Source organism: Nocardia anocheti (assembly GCF_029675105.1).
Classification (GTDB): domain Bacteria; phylum Actinomycetota; class Actinomycetes; order Mycobacteriales; family Mycobacteriaceae; genus Nocardia.
The window spans coordinates 709,531-727,225 of sequence record NZ_JAQQFV010000001.1 but is presented as its reverse complement, the minus strand read 5'-3'; the positions used below and the strand labels follow the sequence as shown (position 1 = coordinate 727,225).

General features: G+C 69.8%; 15 protein-coding genes. 8 read left to right on the top strand and 7 right to left on the bottom strand.

Annotated features, from left to right (window positions below):
* Positions 1 to 3 precede the first annotated feature (3 nt).
* Positions 4 to 2,850, top strand: a complete 2,847-nt coding sequence (leuS, locus tag QC180_RS03480) for a leucine--tRNA ligase (RefSeq protein ID WP_278261068.1) — start codon at positions 4 to 6, stop codon at positions 2,848 to 2,850.
* 19 nt (positions 2,851 to 2,869) lie between these two features.
* On the opposite strand, the gene QC180_RS03475 is transcribed toward leuS, so the two are convergent.
* Together QC180_RS03475 and QC180_RS03470 are read right to left on the bottom strand one after the other, a co-directional pair.
* On the bottom strand, positions 2,870 to 3,652 hold the full coding sequence (locus QC180_RS03475) for a polysaccharide deacetylase family protein (protein ID WP_278261204.1): 783 nt from the start codon (positions 3,650 to 3,652) through the stop codon (positions 2,870 to 2,872).
* A gap of 95 nt (positions 3,653 to 3,747) precedes the next feature.
* On the bottom strand, positions 3,748 to 4,437 hold the full coding sequence (locus QC180_RS03470; RefSeq protein WP_278261067.1) for an SDR family oxidoreductase: 690 nt from the start codon (positions 4,435 to 4,437) through the stop codon (positions 3,748 to 3,750).
* Between the two features lie 192 nt (positions 4,438 to 4,629).
* On the opposite strand from QC180_RS03470, the gene QC180_RS03465 reads away from it, so the two are divergent.
* Positions 4,630 to 5,136, top strand: coding sequence for a DUF6069 family protein (locus QC180_RS03465; protein WP_278261066.1), 507 nt, complete (start codon positions 4,630 to 4,632; stop codon positions 5,134 to 5,136).
* 54 nt (positions 5,137 to 5,190) lie between these two features.
* On the top strand, positions 5,191 to 6,531 hold the full coding sequence (ggh, locus tag QC180_RS03460) for a glucosylglycerate hydrolase (protein ID WP_278261065.1): 1,341 nt from the start codon (positions 5,191 to 5,193) through the stop codon (positions 6,529 to 6,531).
* Between the two features lie 7 nt (positions 6,532 to 6,538).
* On the opposite strand, the gene QC180_RS03455 is transcribed toward ggh, so the two are convergent.
* Positions 6,539 to 7,225 (bottom strand): pentapeptide repeat-containing protein, encoded by a 687-nt coding sequence (locus tag QC180_RS03455; RefSeq protein ID WP_278261064.1) that lies wholly within the window; start codon positions 7,223 to 7,225, stop codon positions 6,539 to 6,541.
* Between the two features lie 117 nt (positions 7,226 to 7,342).
* Here QC180_RS03455 and QC180_RS03450 point away from each other — a divergent pair, with 117 nt between their 5' ends.
* The gene (locus QC180_RS03450; protein WP_278261063.1) at positions 7,343 to 8,083 is read left to right on the top strand and encodes a glycoside hydrolase family 25 protein; all 741 of its coding nucleotides are present in this window, start codon (positions 7,343 to 7,345) and stop codon (positions 8,081 to 8,083) included.
* Between the two features lie 65 nt (positions 8,084 to 8,148).
* Here QC180_RS03450 and QC180_RS03445 read toward each other — a convergent pair whose 3' ends face one another.
* From QC180_RS03445 to QC180_RS03435, 3 genes are all read right to left on the bottom strand, one after another.
* Positions 8,149 to 10,206: a PhoX family protein gene (locus QC180_RS03445; RefSeq protein ID WP_278261062.1), complete on the bottom strand. Its 2,058-nt coding sequence runs from the start codon at positions 10,204 to 10,206 to the stop codon at positions 8,149 to 8,151.
* A 90-nt stretch (positions 10,207 to 10,296) separates the two neighbouring features.
* Entirely contained in the window at positions 10,297 to 11,100 is an 804-nt protein-coding gene (locus QC180_RS03440; protein WP_278261061.1) for a hypothetical protein, read from the bottom strand.
* A 38-nt stretch (positions 11,101 to 11,138) separates the two neighbouring features.
* Complete coding sequence (locus QC180_RS03435) at positions 11,139 to 11,651, bottom strand: lipoprotein LpqH (RefSeq protein WP_278261060.1); 513 nt, start codon at positions 11,649 to 11,651, stop codon at positions 11,139 to 11,141.
* Between the two features lie 149 nt (positions 11,652 to 11,800).
* On the opposite strand from QC180_RS03435, the gene QC180_RS03430 reads away from it, so the two are divergent.
* Genes QC180_RS03430 through QC180_RS03415 form a run of 4 tightly spaced genes read left to right on the top strand, consistent with a single transcriptional unit; the run spans position 11,801 to position 17,150 of the window.
* Positions 11,801 to 13,177 carry a hypothetical protein gene (locus QC180_RS03430; protein ID WP_278261203.1) on the top strand — a complete coding sequence of 459 codons (1,377 nt, stop codon included), beginning with the start codon at positions 11,801 to 11,803 and terminating at the stop codon, positions 13,175 to 13,177.
* Positions 13,177 to 14,334: a hypothetical protein gene (locus tag QC180_RS03425; protein ID WP_278261059.1), complete on the top strand. Its 1,158-nt coding sequence runs from the start codon at positions 13,177 to 13,179 to the stop codon at positions 14,332 to 14,334. The genes QC180_RS03430 and QC180_RS03425 overlap by 1 nt, the downstream gene beginning before the upstream one ends.
* Positions 14,335 to 14,355: 21 nt before the next feature.
* Positions 14,356 to 15,870 (top strand): tetratricopeptide repeat protein, encoded by a 1,515-nt coding sequence (locus QC180_RS03420; RefSeq protein WP_278261058.1) that lies wholly within the window; start codon positions 14,356 to 14,358, stop codon positions 15,868 to 15,870.
* Complete coding sequence (locus QC180_RS03415) at positions 15,867 to 17,150, top strand: CHAT domain-containing protein (RefSeq protein ID WP_278261057.1); 1,284 nt, start codon at positions 15,867 to 15,869, stop codon at positions 17,148 to 17,150. The genes QC180_RS03420 and QC180_RS03415 overlap by 4 nt, the downstream gene beginning before the upstream one ends.
* Before the next feature lie 203 nt (positions 17,151 to 17,353).
* Here QC180_RS03415 and QC180_RS03410 read toward each other — a convergent pair whose 3' ends face one another.
* Positions 17,354 to 17,650, bottom strand: coding sequence for a hypothetical protein (locus QC180_RS03410; RefSeq protein WP_278261056.1), 297 nt, complete (start codon positions 17,648 to 17,650; stop codon positions 17,354 to 17,356).
* Positions 17,651 to 17,695: the final 45 nt, after the last annotated feature.

The window sequence follows — 17,695 nt, the reverse complement described above, 5'->3', positions numbered from 1 at the left end:
ACCGTGCAGGACACTCGTACTACCGAGAGTGACGTACCTCAGCACCGGTACAACGCCGAGCTGGCGGGGCGGATCGAGCGGCGCTGGCAGCAGAACTGGACCGAGCGCGGCACGTTCCACGCGCCCAACCCGGTCGGCCCGCTCGCGGGCGAGACCCCGGCCGACAAGCTGTTCATCCAGGACATGTTCCCGTTCCCCTCGGGCGCGGGCCTGCACGTGGGCCACCCGCTGGGCTACATCGCCACCGACGTGTTCGGCCGCTATCACCGCATGCGCGGCCGCAATGTGCTGCACGCGCTGGGCTACGACGCCTTCGGCCTGCCCGCCGAGCAGTACGCGGTGCAGACCGGCGCGCACCCGAGGGTGACCACCGAGTCCAATATCGCGACCATGCAGCGTCAGCTGGACCGGCTGGGCCTGGGCCACGACCCGCGACGCTCCTTCGCCACCACCGACCCCGAGTACTACCGGTGGACGCAGTGGATCTTCCTGCGCATCTACAACGCCTGGTACGACCAGGAGGCCGACCGGGCCCGCCCGATCGCCGAGCTGGAAGAGCAGTTCGCCAACGGCTCGCGCCCGGTACCCGACGGCGACTGGAACAGCCTGGGCGCCGCCGAGCGCGCCGCGCTGATCGACTCGTATCGCCTGGTGTACCAGTCGGATTCGATCGTCAACTGGTGCCCGGGGCTGGGTACGGTGCTGTCGAACGAAGAGGTCACCGCCGACGGCCGCAGCGAGCGCGGCAACTTCCCGGTGTTCCGTAAGCGCATGTGGCAGTGGATGATGCGCATCACCTCCTACTCCGACCGCCTGGTCGACGACCTGGATACGCTGGACTGGCCGGACAATGTGAAGTCCATGCAGCGCAACTGGATCGGGCGCTCGCGCGGCGCGCAGGTACGCTTCGACGCCCCCGGCGACGAGACCATCGAGGTGTTCACCACCCGCCCCGACACCCTGTTCGGCGCCACCTACGTGGTGCTGGCCCCCGAACACGAACTGGTCGACAAGCTGACCGCCGCCGCCTGGCCGGACGGCACCGAGGCGGCCTGGACCAATGGCGGCGCGGGCACCCCGGCCGAAGCCGTTGCCGCCTACCGCGAGTCGATCGCGGCCAAGTCGGATCTGGAGCGTCAGGAGAACAAGGAGAAGACCGGTGTCTTCCTCGGCTCCTACGCGACCAACCCGGCCGACGGCAAGCAGGTGCCGATCTTCATCGCCGACTACGTGCTGAGCGGTTACGGCACCGGCGCGATCATGGCGGTGCCCGGCCACGACCACCGCGACTGGGAGTTCGCGACCGCGCTGGGTCTGCCGATCGTCGAGGTGATCTCCGGCGGCGACATCACCGAGGGCGCCTGGTCCGGTGACGGCGAGCTGGTGAATTCCGGCTTCCTGAACGGGCTTTCGGTGGACGAGGCCAAGGCGACCATGATCGGTCACCTGGAGGCCGAGGGCCACGGCACCGGCACGGTGCAGTACAAGCTGCGCGACTGGCTGTTCGCCCGGCAGCGCTACTGGGGCGAGCCGTTCCCGATCGTCTACGACGAGCACAATGTGGCGCACGCGCTGCCGGAATCCATGCTGCCCGTGGAACTTCCGGAGATGGAGGACTTCGCGCCGGTCACCTTCGACCCCGACGACGCGAACTCCGAGCCCTCCCCGCCGCTGGCCAAGGCCACCGACTGGGTGCACGTGGAACTGGACCTGGGCGACGGGCCGCGCACCTACCGCCGCGACACCAATGTCATGCCCAACTGGGCCGGTTCCTCCTGGTACCAGCTGCGCTACGCCGACCCGACCAATGCCGAGACGTTCTGCGCCGAGGAGAACGAGAAGTACTGGCTGGGCCCGCGCACGGCCGAGCACGGCCCGAACGATCCGGGTGGCGTGGACCTGTACGTCGGCGGTGTGGAGCACGCCGTGCTGCACCTGCTGTACGCGCGGTTCTGGCAGAAGGTGCTGTTCGACCTGGGTGATGTCTCCGGCAGCGAGCCCTACCGGCGCCTGTACAACCAGGGTTACATCCAGGACTACGCCTACGCCGACGAACGCGGTGCGTACGTGCAGGCCACCGAGGTCGTCGAGCGCGACGGGAAGTTCTTCTGGACCGGCACCGACGGTGTCGAGATCGAGGTCTTCCAGGAGTACGGCAAGATCGGCAAGTCGCTGAAGAACGCCATCTCGCCCGACGAGATGTGCGATCAGTACGGCGCCGACACCTTCCGCTTCTACGAGATGTCGATGGGCCCGCTGGACACCTCGCGTCCGTGGTCGACCAAGGACGTCGTCGGCGCGCACCGCTTCCTGCAGCGCGTGTGGCGCCTGGTGGTCGACGAGGAGACCGGCGCGGCGAAGGTCACCGACACCGCGCCCTCGGACGAGACCCTGCGCTTGGTGCACCGCACCATCGCCGGGGTGGACGAGGACCTGGCCGCGCTGCGCGACAACACCGCGGGCGCCAAGCTGATCGAGCTGACCAACCATCTCACCAAGAACTACCCCGACGGCGCCCCGCGCGCCGCCGTGGAACCGCTGGTGCTGATGCTGGCCCCGCTGGCCCCGCACATCGCCGAGGAACTGTGGGAACGCCTGGGCCACACCGCGTCCCTGGCCCACGGCCCCTTCCCGATCGCCGATCCCGCACTGCTGGTGGCGGATTCGGTGGAGTATCCGATCCAGGTGAAGGGCAAGGTGCGCAGCCGCATCCAGGTGCCCGCCGACGCCGACCCGGCCGCCATCGAGGCAGCCGCACTGGCCGATGAGAAGGTCGTCGCCCTGCTCGAGGGGCAAGCCCCGCGCAAGGTGATCGTGGTGCCGGGCAAGATGGTCAATATCGTCCCGTAACCGTCTCCGGGCGTTTCCCTCAGCCACGCACCTCGAGCACGTCGTTCAAGGTCACCAGCGAGAGGTTGCGCTCGCGGATGATGTCGACGAGCTGGCCGTAGCAGCGGGTTACCGGGGCGAAGTTGGCGTGCCCGATGACGATCGCCTGGGCCGCGAAATACTTTCGCGCGCACTCGATCAGGTACTCCTCGGTGATCAGGCCGGAGTCCGACAGCGAGCCGTACCACATGGCCGGGACGGTGTAGCCGAGATCGGCGGCGACCTTGTCGACGGTGGCGTTGTGGTAGCCGAACGGCGGGCGGTAGAAGGGCGTGCCGTCGACGCCGAACGTATCGCGCAGGAAGGTCTTCGTGCGGTTGAGCTGGTCGGCGACGCCGCTCGCGCTCAGCTTGGTGAGCGCGGCGTGGTCCCAGGTGTGGTTGGCGAGCTGGATCTGGCCGGAGTCGACCAGCGGGCGCAGGGCGTCGCGGTGGATGGTCCAGGACTCGTAGTAGCCGGTGACGAAGAAGGTGAAGCGGGCGCCGGTGTCCCTGGCCCACTGGGTGTAGGCGCCGACCACCTCGGGGCTGGCGCCGTCGTCGACGGTGAGGGCCATGCTGGTGCCCTGGCCCGGCAGCGCGGTGATGGTGCCCGGCGGAATGATCGAGCGCGGACCGCCCGGCGGTGGCGGCAGCACCGCCGGGGCCGGGGCCGGTGGCGCGATCGGGATCTCGCCGCCGGAACCGGATTCGACCGCCTCGCCCTCGGCGGTCGCGCACCCGGTCAGCGCCACGGCGGTGCCCGCCGCGAGCAGGGCCAGCATTCGACGTCGTTCCACGGGCGATCCCCCTCCGGGACATCCGGCGTTCTCGGGCGGGCGCCGTCGATTTCCGCACGTCGACGGGCTCGTGCGCACGATTATGCCGGGCGCAGCACCACTTCGGTCGGATGACCGTCGCTCGGCGTATCGACGGCCGTGCGCACCGCCCCGGCCACGGTCTCGGCGCGCAGGAACTCCTCCGGGCGGTACTCGCGGCCCTCGTCGGCGACGATCGCGCGCTGCATATCGGTGTCGATGCGGCCGGGGAAGATCGAGGTCACCCGCAGGGACGGCTCTTCCTGGCGCAGCGCGTCAGCGAAGGCGCGCAGCCCGAATTTGCTCGCCGCGTAGGAACCCCAGCCCGGATGCGCGCGCAGGCCCGCGCCCGAATTGATCAGCACCACATGGCCGTTCGCCCGGCGCAGCGCGGGCAGCAGCACGCGCGTCAGCTCGGCCACCGCGATCAGGTTCACCTCGAGGGTGCTGCGCCACTGCTCGACCGAGGACTCCGCGACCGTCCCCAGATCGGCGATCCCCGCGTTGTGGACGAGCACGTCGAGCCGCTCGACCCGCGCGGCCGCCTCGGCGACCGCCGCGTAGTCGGTGAGCGATACCGGCCAGCCCGTCGCGTTCGGCAGCTCGGCGAGAATCGGCTTCAGCGCGTCGTCCGAACGCGCACCGAGCAGCAGATCGTGCGTCGGCGCGAGTTCCCTGGCGATCGCCGCCCCGAGCCCCCGGCTCGCACCCGTGATCAACGCCGTCGCGGCGGGAGTATTGGTCACCGTCATACCCCCACGCTAACGGCACGTTCGAGATCACCACGCGCTGGTGGCGGTCGGTACCCACCCCCGTGCGCGGTGATCAACCGTCCAGCACCGAGGGCGCGGGGGATTCCGGCAAATCCGGCGATCCGGGTATCGGTCGGAGACACCTGGGTGGATTCGGCGCTGATCAGGGGTGGGCGCTAGTACCGTCGGGGTATGACCGATCCTCGGTATGACTACGATCCAGCGAATCCCCAGTATCCGCGGAATCAGGGGCAGCAGCCGCCCAAACCGGCGGTGAACATCGGCAAGCTCTGGGCGGGTGGGATCGGAACCGCCGTGGTGGCCGCGCTCCTCGTCGTCGTGGCGATCATGCTGGTGCGCGGGGTGCTCGGCATCGCGATCCTGTCGCCCGAGGGAGCTGGCGCGTACGGCACGGTGTCCACCACCTCCTACGCCATGGCCGCCGCGGGTGCCGCGCTGCTGGCGACGGCGCTGCTCATGGTGCTGCTGCTGGCCATGCCCAGCCCGCTGACGTTCTTCACCTGGATCTGCCTGCTGGTGACGGCCGTCGCGGTGATCCTGCCGTTCACGCTGGTCGCCGACCTGGACGCCAAGATCGCGACCGCGGTGATCAACCTGCTCGTCGGCCTGTGCATCACCACCATGCTCAGTTCCGTCGGCGCGGCCGCGCAGAACGACAACCGGCCGACGGGGTACTGACCGTCACAGCCGCGCCGGGATGCCGTGTCGCCTGGCCGACCGCAGAATAGAGAAATGACCGACCCCGGGTTCACCCCCACGCAGCTCGCGGCCCGCGCCGCCTACCTCCTGCGCGGCAACGACCTGGGCACCATGACCAGCGCCGCGCCCCGCCTCTACCCGCACATGTGGAGCTGGGACGCGGCGTTCGTCGCGGTCGGGCTGGCGCCGCTGAGTGTGGAGCGCGCGGTGGTCGAACTCGACACGCTGCTCTCGGCACAGTGGAAGAACGGGATGATCCCGCACATCGTCTTCGCCAACGGCGTCGACGGCTACTTCCCCGGGCCCGCGCGCTGGGAGTGTCGCAAGTTGGCCGCCAACGCCCCCGACGGACCCGACACCTCGGGCATCACCCAGCCGCCCGTACACGCCATCGCCGTGCAACGCATTCTCGACCATTCCCGCAGGCACGGACGTTCCACGCGGGCTGTCGCCGAGGAGTTCCTCAACCGCCGCTGGCCGGATCTGGTGCGCTGGCACCGCTGGCTCGCGCACGCGCGCGACCCCAAGGAGAACGGCCGGATCACGCTGTACCACGGCTGGGAATCCGGAATGGACAACTCACCGCGCTGGGACCGCGCCTACGCGCACGTGGTGCCCGGCGCCGACCTGCCACCGTATCGGCGCGCCGACACCGCGATCATCTCCGATCCCACCCAGCGCCCCAGCGATCGCGAATACGACCGCTATCTGTGGCTGGTCGAGCAGATGCGCCGGGCCAACTACGACGACTTCCAGCTCACCTCGGTGATGAGCTTCGCGGTGGAGGACGTGTTCGTCTCGGCCATCTTCGCCCTGGCCTGCGAGGTGCTCGCCGATATCGGCGAGGAGTACAAGCAGCCCCACGCCGACGTGCGCGAACTGCACCAGTGGGCGCAACGTTTCCGCACCGGTGTAGTGGCGACCACCGATGAACGCACCGGCGCCGCCCGCGATTACGACGTCCGGCTGCGCCGGTGGATCGGCACCGAGACCCTGGCCATGTTCGCCCCACTGCTCTCCGGCGGCCTGCCCCGCGCCGCCGAACGCGCCCTGCTCACCACCTTCGAGGGCCCGCGCTTCTGCGGCCACCCCGACCTGCGCTACGCCCTGCCGCCCTCGACCTCCCCCGTCTCCAAGGACTTCCGCCCCCGCGAATACTGGCGCGGCCCGGTCTGGCCGGTGATGAGCTGGCTGTTCTCCTGGGCCTTCGCCCGCCGCGGCTGGGCCGAACGCTCCTACATGCTGCGCGCCGAGGGGCTGCGCCAGGCTTCCGACGGCAGCTTCGCCGAATACTACGAGCCCTTCACCGGCGCCCCGCTGGGCAGCATGCAGCAATCCTGGACGGCCGCTTCGGTTCTCGACTGGCTAGGCTGACCGCCGCTCAGTGCTCGCCCGCGTAGACCTGCCATTCGACGGTGATGCCCAGTTCGCGCGCGAGGGTCGCGGCCAGTGATTCCAGGTCGCCGCCCTGGATGGTGGCGCCGCGCAGGGCGGTGACGCCGGTGATGCCGGTGAGGTCGCAGTCCTCGAAGCGCAGGTTCTGCTGAGGACGCGCGTCAGCGAAGCGGGCGCCGGTGAGATTGCAGCGCTCGAAGCGGACATTGCGGAACTCGGTGCGCTGGAAGTCGGCTTGACGCAGGTCGCAGTCGCGGAAAACGACGGTGCGCAAACGGGATTCGGCGAACGAGGACAGATCCGCCCGCGACGACTCGATCAGCACATCACGCAACACCCCCGCCGTCCACGACAACCCGGTGAGCCTGCCGTGCTCGATCGCGGTCTCGAACATCGAGGAATCGTCGGCCTGCACATTGGCCAGATCGCACACCCGCAACACCGACTCGGTGATGGTGGCCTGCCGCAAGGTGCTCGGAAACCGCACGCTGTCGAACACACACTGCTCGACCCCGAACCCGTACACCTTCAGCTCGGCGAAGTCGGCCCCGCGATACTCGACTCCCACCACCGTCGCGTCATCGCCCGGATCGTCCGCCGGTGCCACCGCCTCCCGCGTCCCCCGTGGCACCCCGACCGCAGGCTCGACCCGCACCACCCGCTTGTTCGCCATCCCGCTCCCATCGCCGCCGTCGGCACCAAGATACGACCACCCACCGACGCCAGGGATTCGCGGACACCCCGGGGAGACGCTGGTCATCGGCGCGGTGGTCACCTACGGTCGTGCTCCATGGACACCAAGCGGTGGAGTTCGGCGGTTCGGCGGGGTTGTGCGGTGGCGGTCGTCGCCGCGGGGGTGGTGGGGCCGGTGGCGGCGCAGGCGGCGCCGAGCGGGCCGGATGTGTCGTCGTGGCAGCACGTGGACGGGCGGTTGATCGACTGGCACGCGGTGCGGGCGGCCGGGCATCAGTTCGCGATGGTGAAGGCCACCGAGGGGCTGCACTATGTGAACCCGTACTTCGTGCCGGACAGCATTCTCATGCGGACCGCCGGTGTGGCGCGCGGGACCTACCACTACGCGCGCCCGGAGCTGCCGCCCGAGCCGCAGGCCGCGCTGTACGCCGCGACCGTGCTCGGCCAGAACGGCCCGCTGGATCTGCCGCCGGTGCTGGATCTGGAAGCCTCCGGCGGCCTGAGCCCCGCCGCGCTGGTCGAGTGGACCCACCGCTACCTCAACGCCTTGCAGGCCCTGACCGGCCGCACGCCGATCATCTACACCTACCCGAACTTCTGGAAGACGGCGATGGCCGACTCCAACGCCTTCACCCGCTACCCCCTCTGGATCGCCGACTACAGCGGCGACGAACACCCCGAGGTCCCGGGCGGCTGGCCCACCTGGACCTTCTGGCAGACCACCGATCGGGGCAGCGTGCCGGGGATCGGCGGCGCCACCGACGTCAACGTCTACAGCGGCGCCCAAGGCGACTTCGCCCGCTTCGCCAATATGTCCGGCCTGTTCGGCAGCAGTTAGCCGGGAACGACGACGCCGCCACTCGCCCAGTCGAGTGACGGCGTCGTCAGCGGGTCAGGTGTCGGCTAGACGCCGATACGGCCGCCGTTCTTCTTCCACACCACCGCCACGGCCGGGCGCGGCTGGGAGCTGCCGCCGTCGGGCCAGTGCGACTGCGGGTTGTCGGGGGTGGCGTCGTCGCCCTCGCCGGGATGCTGCACCGAGACGATGACACGCTGCTCGGTGACGATCGGACCGCAGGTCTCCGCGCCCTTGGGCACGGTGAGGAACTGCTTGGTCTCACCACGGTTGGGGCCGTCGAGGGTCACCGCGAACAGGCCGTCGTTGGTCTTGAGGGCGTTGCCGTCGGTGGAGATCCACAGGTTGCCGTGCGGGTCGAAAGCCAGGTTGTCCGGGCAGGAGATCGGGCTGACCTTGGTCTTGTCGAAACCGGCGAAGTAGGTGTCGGCGGCGGCGGGGTCACCGCAGACCAGCAGCAGCGACCAGGTGAAATCGGTGCCGGTGTGGTTGTCGGTGAGCTCCAGGACCTGGCCGTTCTTGTTGAGCTTGCGCGGGTTGGCCTCGTCGACGCCCGGCTTGCCCTCCTTGGCCCGGTTGTCGTTGTTGGTCAGCGCCACATAGACCTTGCCGGTGAACGGGTTGGCCTCGAAGTCCTCGGGGCGGTCCATCTTGGTGGCGCCCACCTTGTCGGCGGCCTGGCGGGTGAACACCGCGACCTCGGCGGCGCTGAAGCCCTCCACCAGGGACTTGGCCTGGCCGTCCTCGCCGGTCTCGAGCAGCGGAATCCACTGGCCCTTGCCGGTGAAGCCCTGACCGGAGGGGACCTTGCCGCTGCCGTCGATCTGATCGGCGTGGTCGCCGGTGAGCTTGGCGACGTAGAGGGTGCCCGCGTCGAGAATGGTCAGGTTGTGCCGCATGGCGGCGGCACCGGTGCCCGACTGGACCTTGCGCTTGGACACGAATTTGTACATGTAGTCGAACTTCTCGTCGTCACCGGTGTAGGAGACGACGTCACCGGCGGCGGTGACATAGATCGAGGCGCCCTCGTGCTTGAGCCTGCCCATGGCCGAGTGCTTGATCGGCGTGGAGGTCGCATCCCATGGATTCACCTCGACGACATAGCCGAACCGGTTGGGCTCGTTGGCTTCCTGCGCCAGATCGAACCGCTTGTCGACGCGCTCCCAGCGATTGGCGGTGGTGCCCTCGGTGAGGCCGTAGCGCTTCAGGCGACCCTTCGGATCGTCGGCCTTGTCGCCGTTGGCGAAGTAGCCGTTGAAGTTCTCCTCACCGGAAAGGATGGTGCCCCAGGGGGTTACACCACCGGCGCAGTTGGCGAAGGTGCCGAGCACCTTGGTGCCCGCGGCGTCGGCGCCGGTGCGGGTGAACTCGCTGCCCGCGGCGGGACCGGTGAGGACGAACTCGGTGTCGGCGGTGATGCGGCGGTTGTACTTGCCGAAAACAGGGGTGAGCCTGCCGCTGCCCGCCTCGCCCTTGACCTCCACCACGGTCAGGCCGTGCGCGGCCTTGGTGATGGCGATCTGCTCGTCGGTGGGCTTGTCCTTGTCGTAACCGCGGAACATCATCGGGCCGGTGGTGTACTCGTGGTTGACCACCAGCAGGAAGCTGTTGGGCTGGCCCTCGACGGGCAGCAGGGCCGCGAAGTCGTTGTTGTAGCCGAACTGCTTCAGCTGGGCGGCGGCGCTCTGGTTGTCGAAGTCGAAGGCGGGGGCGTCGGCGAAGAGCGGGTCGCCCCAGCGCAGCACCACCTGCTGCTCGTAGCCCTCGGGGATCACCAGCGCGTCGTCCTTGTTGGGGGTGACGGCGGTGAAGTCGGTGCCGGTGGCGGGGGTGCCGCTGCCGCTGGGGGCGTCGCCCGTGCCGGAGGTGTCGTCCCCGCAGGCGGCCAGCGCGCTCGCCGCGCCGATCGCCAGCACCGCGGCCGCGCCGCCCTTGATCAGGCCGCGGCGGTTGAGACCGCTGACGATGTCACCGAAGTAGGCGCCGTCGGAGGTGTTCGGCGGCTCGTGGAAACAGGCGTTGCCACACTTGTATTCACAGGTCAGGGCGGCGCGTGCCGACTGGCCGTCGTGTGTGACGAACAGGGCGAGCGGTTTCGGACTCACGGTGACTCCCGGGTAGTACGGACTCCGGCACGGTAAGCAGCCCAGGCGAGCCGCCGGGAACGCGAAGATGAACGCCCGACCAAAACTGGGTCATCCCGCGTTGACCGGCAGGGCGATCACCACCTCCTGTTCGTTGCCGGGCAGGTAGTGGACCCGCACGATCCGCCCGACCTGCACCGATCCGACCGCGGTCGGCGGCAGGAACTTCTCGGCGCTGGTCTCGAAGGTACTGCCGTCGGGCCTGGTCACCACCAGCCCGAGCACCACCTCGGTGTAGCCGCCGCGGATACGGCCGGGCACGTCGAGGCGCCGCACCACGGCCTGCGCGGCGAGTCCACGCTCGGCGATGTCGAGCTTGGCGCGGGTGGTGATGCCCTTGCGGATCAGCGACTCGTTCATGGCCCGCTGGGCGGCGCCGCTGTCACCGGAGCGGTCCACCTCGACCTTGTCGGTGCGGCCGGGCAGGTAGCGCACCGGCAGCACCACCCCCGGCTGCAACAGCGCCAGTTCGGTGAGCGGCACGATCATCTTGGTGTGCGAGTCGAAGACCTTGCCGTCGGCACCCTCGACCCGGAATTCGATCCTGACCTGCGGTTGATCGTTCACCGAAACCCCCGTCTGCCGGTAGGAGACGATGGTGCCGATGCCGACCGCGCCGTCGCGGAACTCCGAGCTGTTGCGGCCGGTGAACGCCTCGAGGATGCCGTCACCGGTGAAGGCGAAGGCGATCGGGACGATGGTCGCGGCCATGATCGGCAGCGCCATCTGCGGGCCCACCCAGCCGAGCATGGCGCCGGTGAACTCGTCGGGGGTGTAGGTGAGGCCGTAGTAGAGGTAGTAGCCGACGGCGAGTACCCCGAACGCGACCGCGGCCGCACGGATCTTGGATTTCATGATTCCTCCTTGTCGAGTGCGACCGGGTCGCGGTGGGGTCAGGCGCCGACGATGGTCGAGCAGGCGAAGGTGATGTCGAACTTCACCATCGACGGCCCCGCCAGCGGGTTGGTGAGGTCGGGCGCGCCGACACCCTCGCCGGTGATCCGATAGGTGTTGCCGTCCTTGCTGAGCTGGGCCGATCCGCCCGGCTGGCCGTTGCCGTAGCCCACGGCGTAGGGCAGGCCGTTGGCACCGCCCTGGCTGCCCGCGATGGCCACGGCCTGCACGGTCTCGCCCGCGAGCGAGGCGCTGACCGAGAGGGTGCCGTAGGTGGCGTTGGCCGTGTCGGTGAGCGCCAGGGCCAGCGTGCCCGCCTGCTGGGCGCAGGTGGTGTCGAACTTCGCGGCGAACTCCTTGCCGTCGACGCTGGCGCTGGACTTGCCCGCGGCGGGCGCGGCCGATCCCGGGCCGCTGGGGGCCGGGGTGTCGCCGGAGTCCGAGCACCCGGTGACCGCCAGGGCGGTGGCGGTGGCGGCAGCGGCGAGGGCGGCGATCAGCTTGGTGTTCATGGTGTTTCCGTTCTCTCGGTGTCGCGGGTCGGTGTGGGTGACCCGTTACGAGAAAGGTAGAAATCGCGCACCGCCTACCGATCCCAACTTTTCTCCCCGCTGTCCGCCGGATATGCCATTAACCTGGTCGAATGCGAAGATCCCGCGCCATGGTGCTCGACGAGGTGTGGCGGGGTCTCGACGGTGTCGAGGCGCTCAGCGGCGCGCCCGGCGGGCCGTTGCGGCGGACCGTGAAGTTGATCCTGGATCCGCTGGTCATCCGGCCGGTGCGGCATCCGCTGTGCGCGCCCGCCGTCCTCGACGACGACGGCGTCGCCCTGCTGACCGCCCTGGTGCACGCCCAGTCCGACACCCTGCGCGCCTGCGCGGCCTGGTTCGTCCTGCTCAAGCAGGTCCGCCGGAGTCTGCGGATCACCGAGGGCAACGCCCAGGACCTGTATTTCCAGCGCTGCTTCGAGCTGGCGACGCTGCACGGGACGCCCGCCGGTGAGCGGGCCCGCACACTCGCTGTCGCGACGCTGCGCGAAGTCCACGAGAGCACGGGCGGACGTACCACCGCCGCCCTGAAAGCCCACGTCACCGAGCCACATCGGGCCGCCGAACTCACCGAACTGCTGGTGTTGGCGTGGTCGCGACGGCCGGTGGCCGACTATGGCACACGGGATCGGGCCGCCGAACTCACCGAGTTGCTCGACGCCTGCACCCTCGCCCGCGCCGGTGACCCCGCCGACGCCGGACCCCTGTTCGACGACCTCGTCGAGGACCGGGTCGGTACGCGTCGCGGGATCGCGCTGTGGCACGTCCACGCGGCCCACGGTGCCGATGCTCTGGGACTCACCTGTCATCCGAGCCCACACCGGCCGCAACTCGGCGCGTCGGCGTCGACGGCGAACCTCGCCCTGCCGTTCGATCGGACCGTCTACGAACGGGTGTTCACCGTGTTGCAGGGCAGCACCGACCGGACGGATCTACCCGAGATCCCCGAGCTGGTTCTGCGGGAGATCTCCCGCAGTTGCGCGCCGTGGGGGCTGCTGGACGAGTCGTTGCGAGTGGCAGCCGCGGCGGGAACCGAGTTGGCGCTGGGACTTTCACCGATCACCGCGGACCAAGCCGGGCCGCGAGGTGGGTCGCGGGCGCACGAGGTGATCAATGCGCGGTGGCGGCGGGAAGCGTACGTCTTGCAGGCACGGCGACTCGCGGTACATGTGGTGGCACACGGGACCGTGGTCGCCGCGTCGGGTGCCGAGACGCTGGGGCGGGTGGACGGCGTGTCCGGAGCGGCGGGAGATGGTGGGGCGCTGGGCATCGTGGCGGCGGAGTTGCGGGTGCCTTGGCGGCCGTATCTGCGCAGGTTGTGGGTGCGGTTGCACGGGCGGGATGTGCGGGAGGCCGGGGTGTGGGGGCCGGATGAGTTGTGGGATCTGCTGGATGGGGTGGCTCGGTCGGTGATGCTGGATCATCGCGATCGGGTGAAGCAGGTGCTGTCCGCCGGGGTGGCGACCGGTGTGGAAGCGAGGGCCAGCTGATGACGGTTGTCGATCTGCGTGATCGCGGTGGACTGTGGACTCTGGCACCCGAAGGGACGCCACTTGTCACCGATGCGGAGCCCGGCCTGGATGTGCTCGTCCTCGAAGTCGTTGGTGGACATCTGAGTTGGGGCCTGCTGTCGGACGAGGTGATCCCCGGTGCCGTCCTCGATGACGGCGACGCGGCACAGGACTGGCTGTGGGCCGTCTACGGCGAATCCGTCGCGCTGGCCGTCGCCGACGGTCATCCCCACGCACTCACAGCCCGGCCCGAACTCCCCGAACTGGTCACCGATCTCCGTCGACTCGCCTACGCCCACTGGGTGACTCGCTGGTGGCCCGCCTCGACACTCGACGGCATCCCCGCCCTAGATGCAGCGCTTCTCGACTCCGAGCTGGCCGAACTGACCGAGCGGTGCGAGATGGTGCTCGCCGGTGTTGATGCGCGGGGACTGGACCGAACTCCAGCAACCGATGTCCACGAACTGCGGCCGGACGTGTCGGGTGGCGGCGCCGGTGTCGATCCTGCCGACGCGGACAGATCAACTCGGCTCGCACCGGCGCGACCGGAGCGGCGCGACGATTACGCGCTGGCAGCCGGGGGCGCGGTGGCGACAGACGGGGTGACGGTCGCGCGCGGGACCGGCGGGTGGGATTGGCGGCGGTGTCCGCCCGGCCTCCTCGATGCGAGCGAACAGGCTGTGAGCTGGGCAGTTTCGCGGGCGGCGGGGGTATCGACGGTGCGGGTCTCGGTTGTCGCCGCGCCGGATTGCCGGGAGCCGGTTCCCGCTCATCTTTGGCCCTTCGCGCGGGTGCGCACCGAGGCCGACACGGTGCGGTCGAGCGGTCGTTCCGGCCAGCCGAGTGCGTCCGGGCAAGCGGACATCGGCGCAACGGACCGCGAGACAACGCAAGACCTGTTGATGGCCTTGCGATTACAGGGCGACTCCTGGGTCGGCAGTCGCGAACTCCCGAAAGACGCTCACGCCGTGAAAGCGGTCCGCGTGTTCGTGCCCGGCGTCGGGCCGAACGAGCGATTCAGCGACGAGTCCGAACAGCGGGAGCGGATTCGCCACTTCGCCCGCCAGCGGCTCACCGGTGCGCACGGACTACCCCTTCTGGCGGCGGAAGCAGCGGCTGAGGATGGGGACTTCTGATGAGGGACGGGAGCGGAGGCGATGGCGGCTACCGGTAGGGCGTCCGAACAGGACGACGCGCAGCTCACCGCGGGGTATGCGGCGTATCAGCGAGGTGAGGTGGGTGCGGCACTGGCGATCTTCGAGCGGGCCGCCGAGGGCGCGGCGCCGCGACTGCGCAGCGCGGCGCTGATCAATGCCGCGAGCATGGCCGACGAACTGGGCGATCACCGACGCGCGGTGACGCTGTTCCGGACGGCGTTGGCCGTGCTGCCCGAGGACGCGGCCCCTCAGCGACCGGCCGCGCTGGTGAACCTCTCGCAGGCACTCCAGCATCTGGGCGAACTCGACGCGGCGCAGGAGGTGCTGGAACAGGCACGCGCCCTGCTGGCCGACGACCCCGACCAGGGTTTCCTGCGGGTGGCCTGCCTGCTCTCGCTGACAGCGGTGGCCCTACACCGCCAGCAGTGGGCCCACGCGGCGGCGCTCGCACACGAATCACTCGGTGTCACTGAACGTTTCGCGCCCGAGCTGACCGGACATCCCCTGATGAACTTGGCCGCCAGCACTTTCGAGACGGGGCGTCGAGAACTGGCGATCGACTTCGCGCGCCAGGGCGTGGCAGCCTTCGAGGCTGCGGGCGCGGCCGATTCGGTCGCCGAATCACAGCAGAACCTGGCCATCATGCTGGCGCGCCTGGGCCGTTTCGACGAGGCCGAGGAACCGTTGCGGGTCAGTCAGCGGGCCTTCGACGCGGCCGGACTCGGGCACTGGTCGGGTATCGGCGCCAAGACCATGGGCTTCATCGCGGAAGGCCGGGGCGATATCGCCACTGCCCGAGCGCATTACGAGCGCGCGCTGACGCGGTTCGAGTCCACCGGCGCGGTGTTGGACGCGGCGGATGTCCGGCTCCGGTTGGCGACGGTCACCTGCGCCGAAGGCGATCTCCCGCGCGGTGAGGCACTGCTGGCCGAGGTGTTCGCGGTGTACTCAGCGCACGGTCTCGGCATGCACTGCGCCCAGCTCGACTACTGGCATGCCGAGCTGCTGGCCGGTGCCATCGAGCGAGCGCCTCGGCCGGACCCCGAGTTGCTGGGCCGAGCGGTGAATCTCGCCGTGCCCGCCGCGCTCGCCATCGACGCGGTGCGCCACACCCTGCCCAATGGCAACCAGCGCGAACACTGGCACCGCGAGATCGCCGAACCCGCCATGCGACTGGCCTTCGACTGCGCCGCCCGCTCCGGCAACGCGCAGCTGGTGAGCGACCTGATCGACAGCCAGTGCGCGGGAACGACTCTCGACCCGATCGCCTTCACCGAACCCAGCGCCCCCGCACTCGGCTTCCGTCTGCTCGATGAACCCGGCGAAGCGCCCGCCACCGACACACCCCTGCACCTCGGCAGCGCGCTGGCCGACATCGCCTCGGCGGCAGGAATTCCCGTCGCCGCGCCACCGCTGCTGTCCGATGACGGACGAATAGTGCTGGCGGACTTCATCACCTACGCCGAACACCGCTACGGCCGCCCGGTCCGCGACAAGCGGGTGATCTCCCTATGAACGACGCCACACCCACCACGAACGGCACGACCCACCGCGATGCGCCGACCGCGCTCATCCGGATGGCGGACGCGGGCGACGTCTACGTGTCGTGGCGGTGGGTCGACGACGCCGCCGCGCGCGGCGTCGCGACGCTACCCCGCGACGAGGTCCGCGCGGCCCTGCGCACACTCACCGAGGCGGTCCCCGACCCCGCGCACCCTGCTGACTTGCCCCGGATCATGACCCGGGGCGCCCTGATCGATCCCGGCGCGGAACACACGCTGGCACAGGACCTCTCGCGCACCCTGCTCCCCTACGGGCTGGCCGTACAGCTCTACGAGATGTGGCAGCGGGGTATCCGCCCGCACCTGCGCATCCAGCCTTCGCCCCGCTTGGCCCAGGTGCCGTGGGAGATCATCGCGCCGGATCCGACGGTGCGACTGCTCGACATCGCCGATGTGAGCCTGCTGGCGCCGGTGTCGGTTGTGCGCGCGCAGGGCCGAATCACGCGCCGCTGGAACAAGACCCGCGATCTACCCGTGGTGGCCGTGCTCGACCCCAGGGTGCCCGGGTTCCGCGCGGATTCGGAGCTGGGCTCGGTGCTGGGCAGGCCGAGCCTCGACACCGCGGTGACCCAGCACTTCGCGAGCTACGGCGACCGGCTGGTGCCCGCGGTGCGCGATCCGGTCGACCTGTTCCGCCGCGTCGACACCGACCGCGCCTGGCTCTCCGAGGCGCTACGGGCGGGGGCGAGCAGGCTCGTCTACGTCGGCCACGTCACCGCGCCCGCACCGGGGACCGGCGAGAGCGAGCACGCGCAACTGCACCTCAGCTGCACCGCCGACACCAGGGGTTTCGCCACCGCGCAGCGCACGCACCGGCCGCTCTCGGCCAAGGACCTGCTGCTGGGCACCCACACCATCGACGCCTCCCCCGTGGCGGGCCGCGAGCTGTGGCCGATGCCGAGCCGGGTCGCGCTCATCGCCTGCGAAAGCGGCGGTGACCTGCGCTTCACCGAGGCGCTCGGACTCACCACCGCGGCGCTGGCGGCCGGTGCCGAGCTGGTCACCGCGACCCGCTGGCCACTCCCCACCGACCACGCCTTCCACACGCTGACCGCCACCACCACCCATCCCCTCCAGGCCGCGGTGTGCGCCGTGGACGCCGCCCACGAGACATCCACACCCATCCCCACCCTGCTGGCCTGGCAGCGTGGCCGCCTGGCCGACTGGCAGGCCGACCCGATCCCGGCGAACTCACCGCTGCTCTGGGCGGCGTTCGCCACCGTGAGCGACTGAGTCTCCGCAATCGGGTCCACCAGGCGTGCTATCGGGCACACGGTCGACGCGGCCTCTGCGTCGCGCGCCCGCGCCGAGCGCGTTGCTGACCGCGCGGATCGACGCGGCCCCGACATCACCTGCGCCGAGCATGCGGCCTCGACCATCCGCCGCGACGCGCTGGTCGACGGCGGGTAGTCGAGGCCGCGGGTGCTACCGGTCGGTCAGTGGTCGTCGTAGTGGCCGTCGTGGGCCGCGTGCCGGTGACCGTCGTGGATGTAGTCCACGTGGTCGCCGTGCGGGACCGCGACGTGACCGCAACCGGGTCCGTGCTCGTGGTCATGGGCGGTGTGCTCGACGTGTGCCGAGGGCTCGCACTCGTCGAAGTGACCGTCGTGTTCGCGGTGCAGGTGCCCATCGTGGACGTAGTCGACGTGATCCTGGTGGGGAACGGCGACATGCCCGCAGGTGGGACCGTGGATATGGGAATGTTCGAGATGTTCGGCGTGTGCCGTGGTCATCGTGCTCTCCTGTACTCGTCAGTGGAGCTGGAACGATGCCGACAT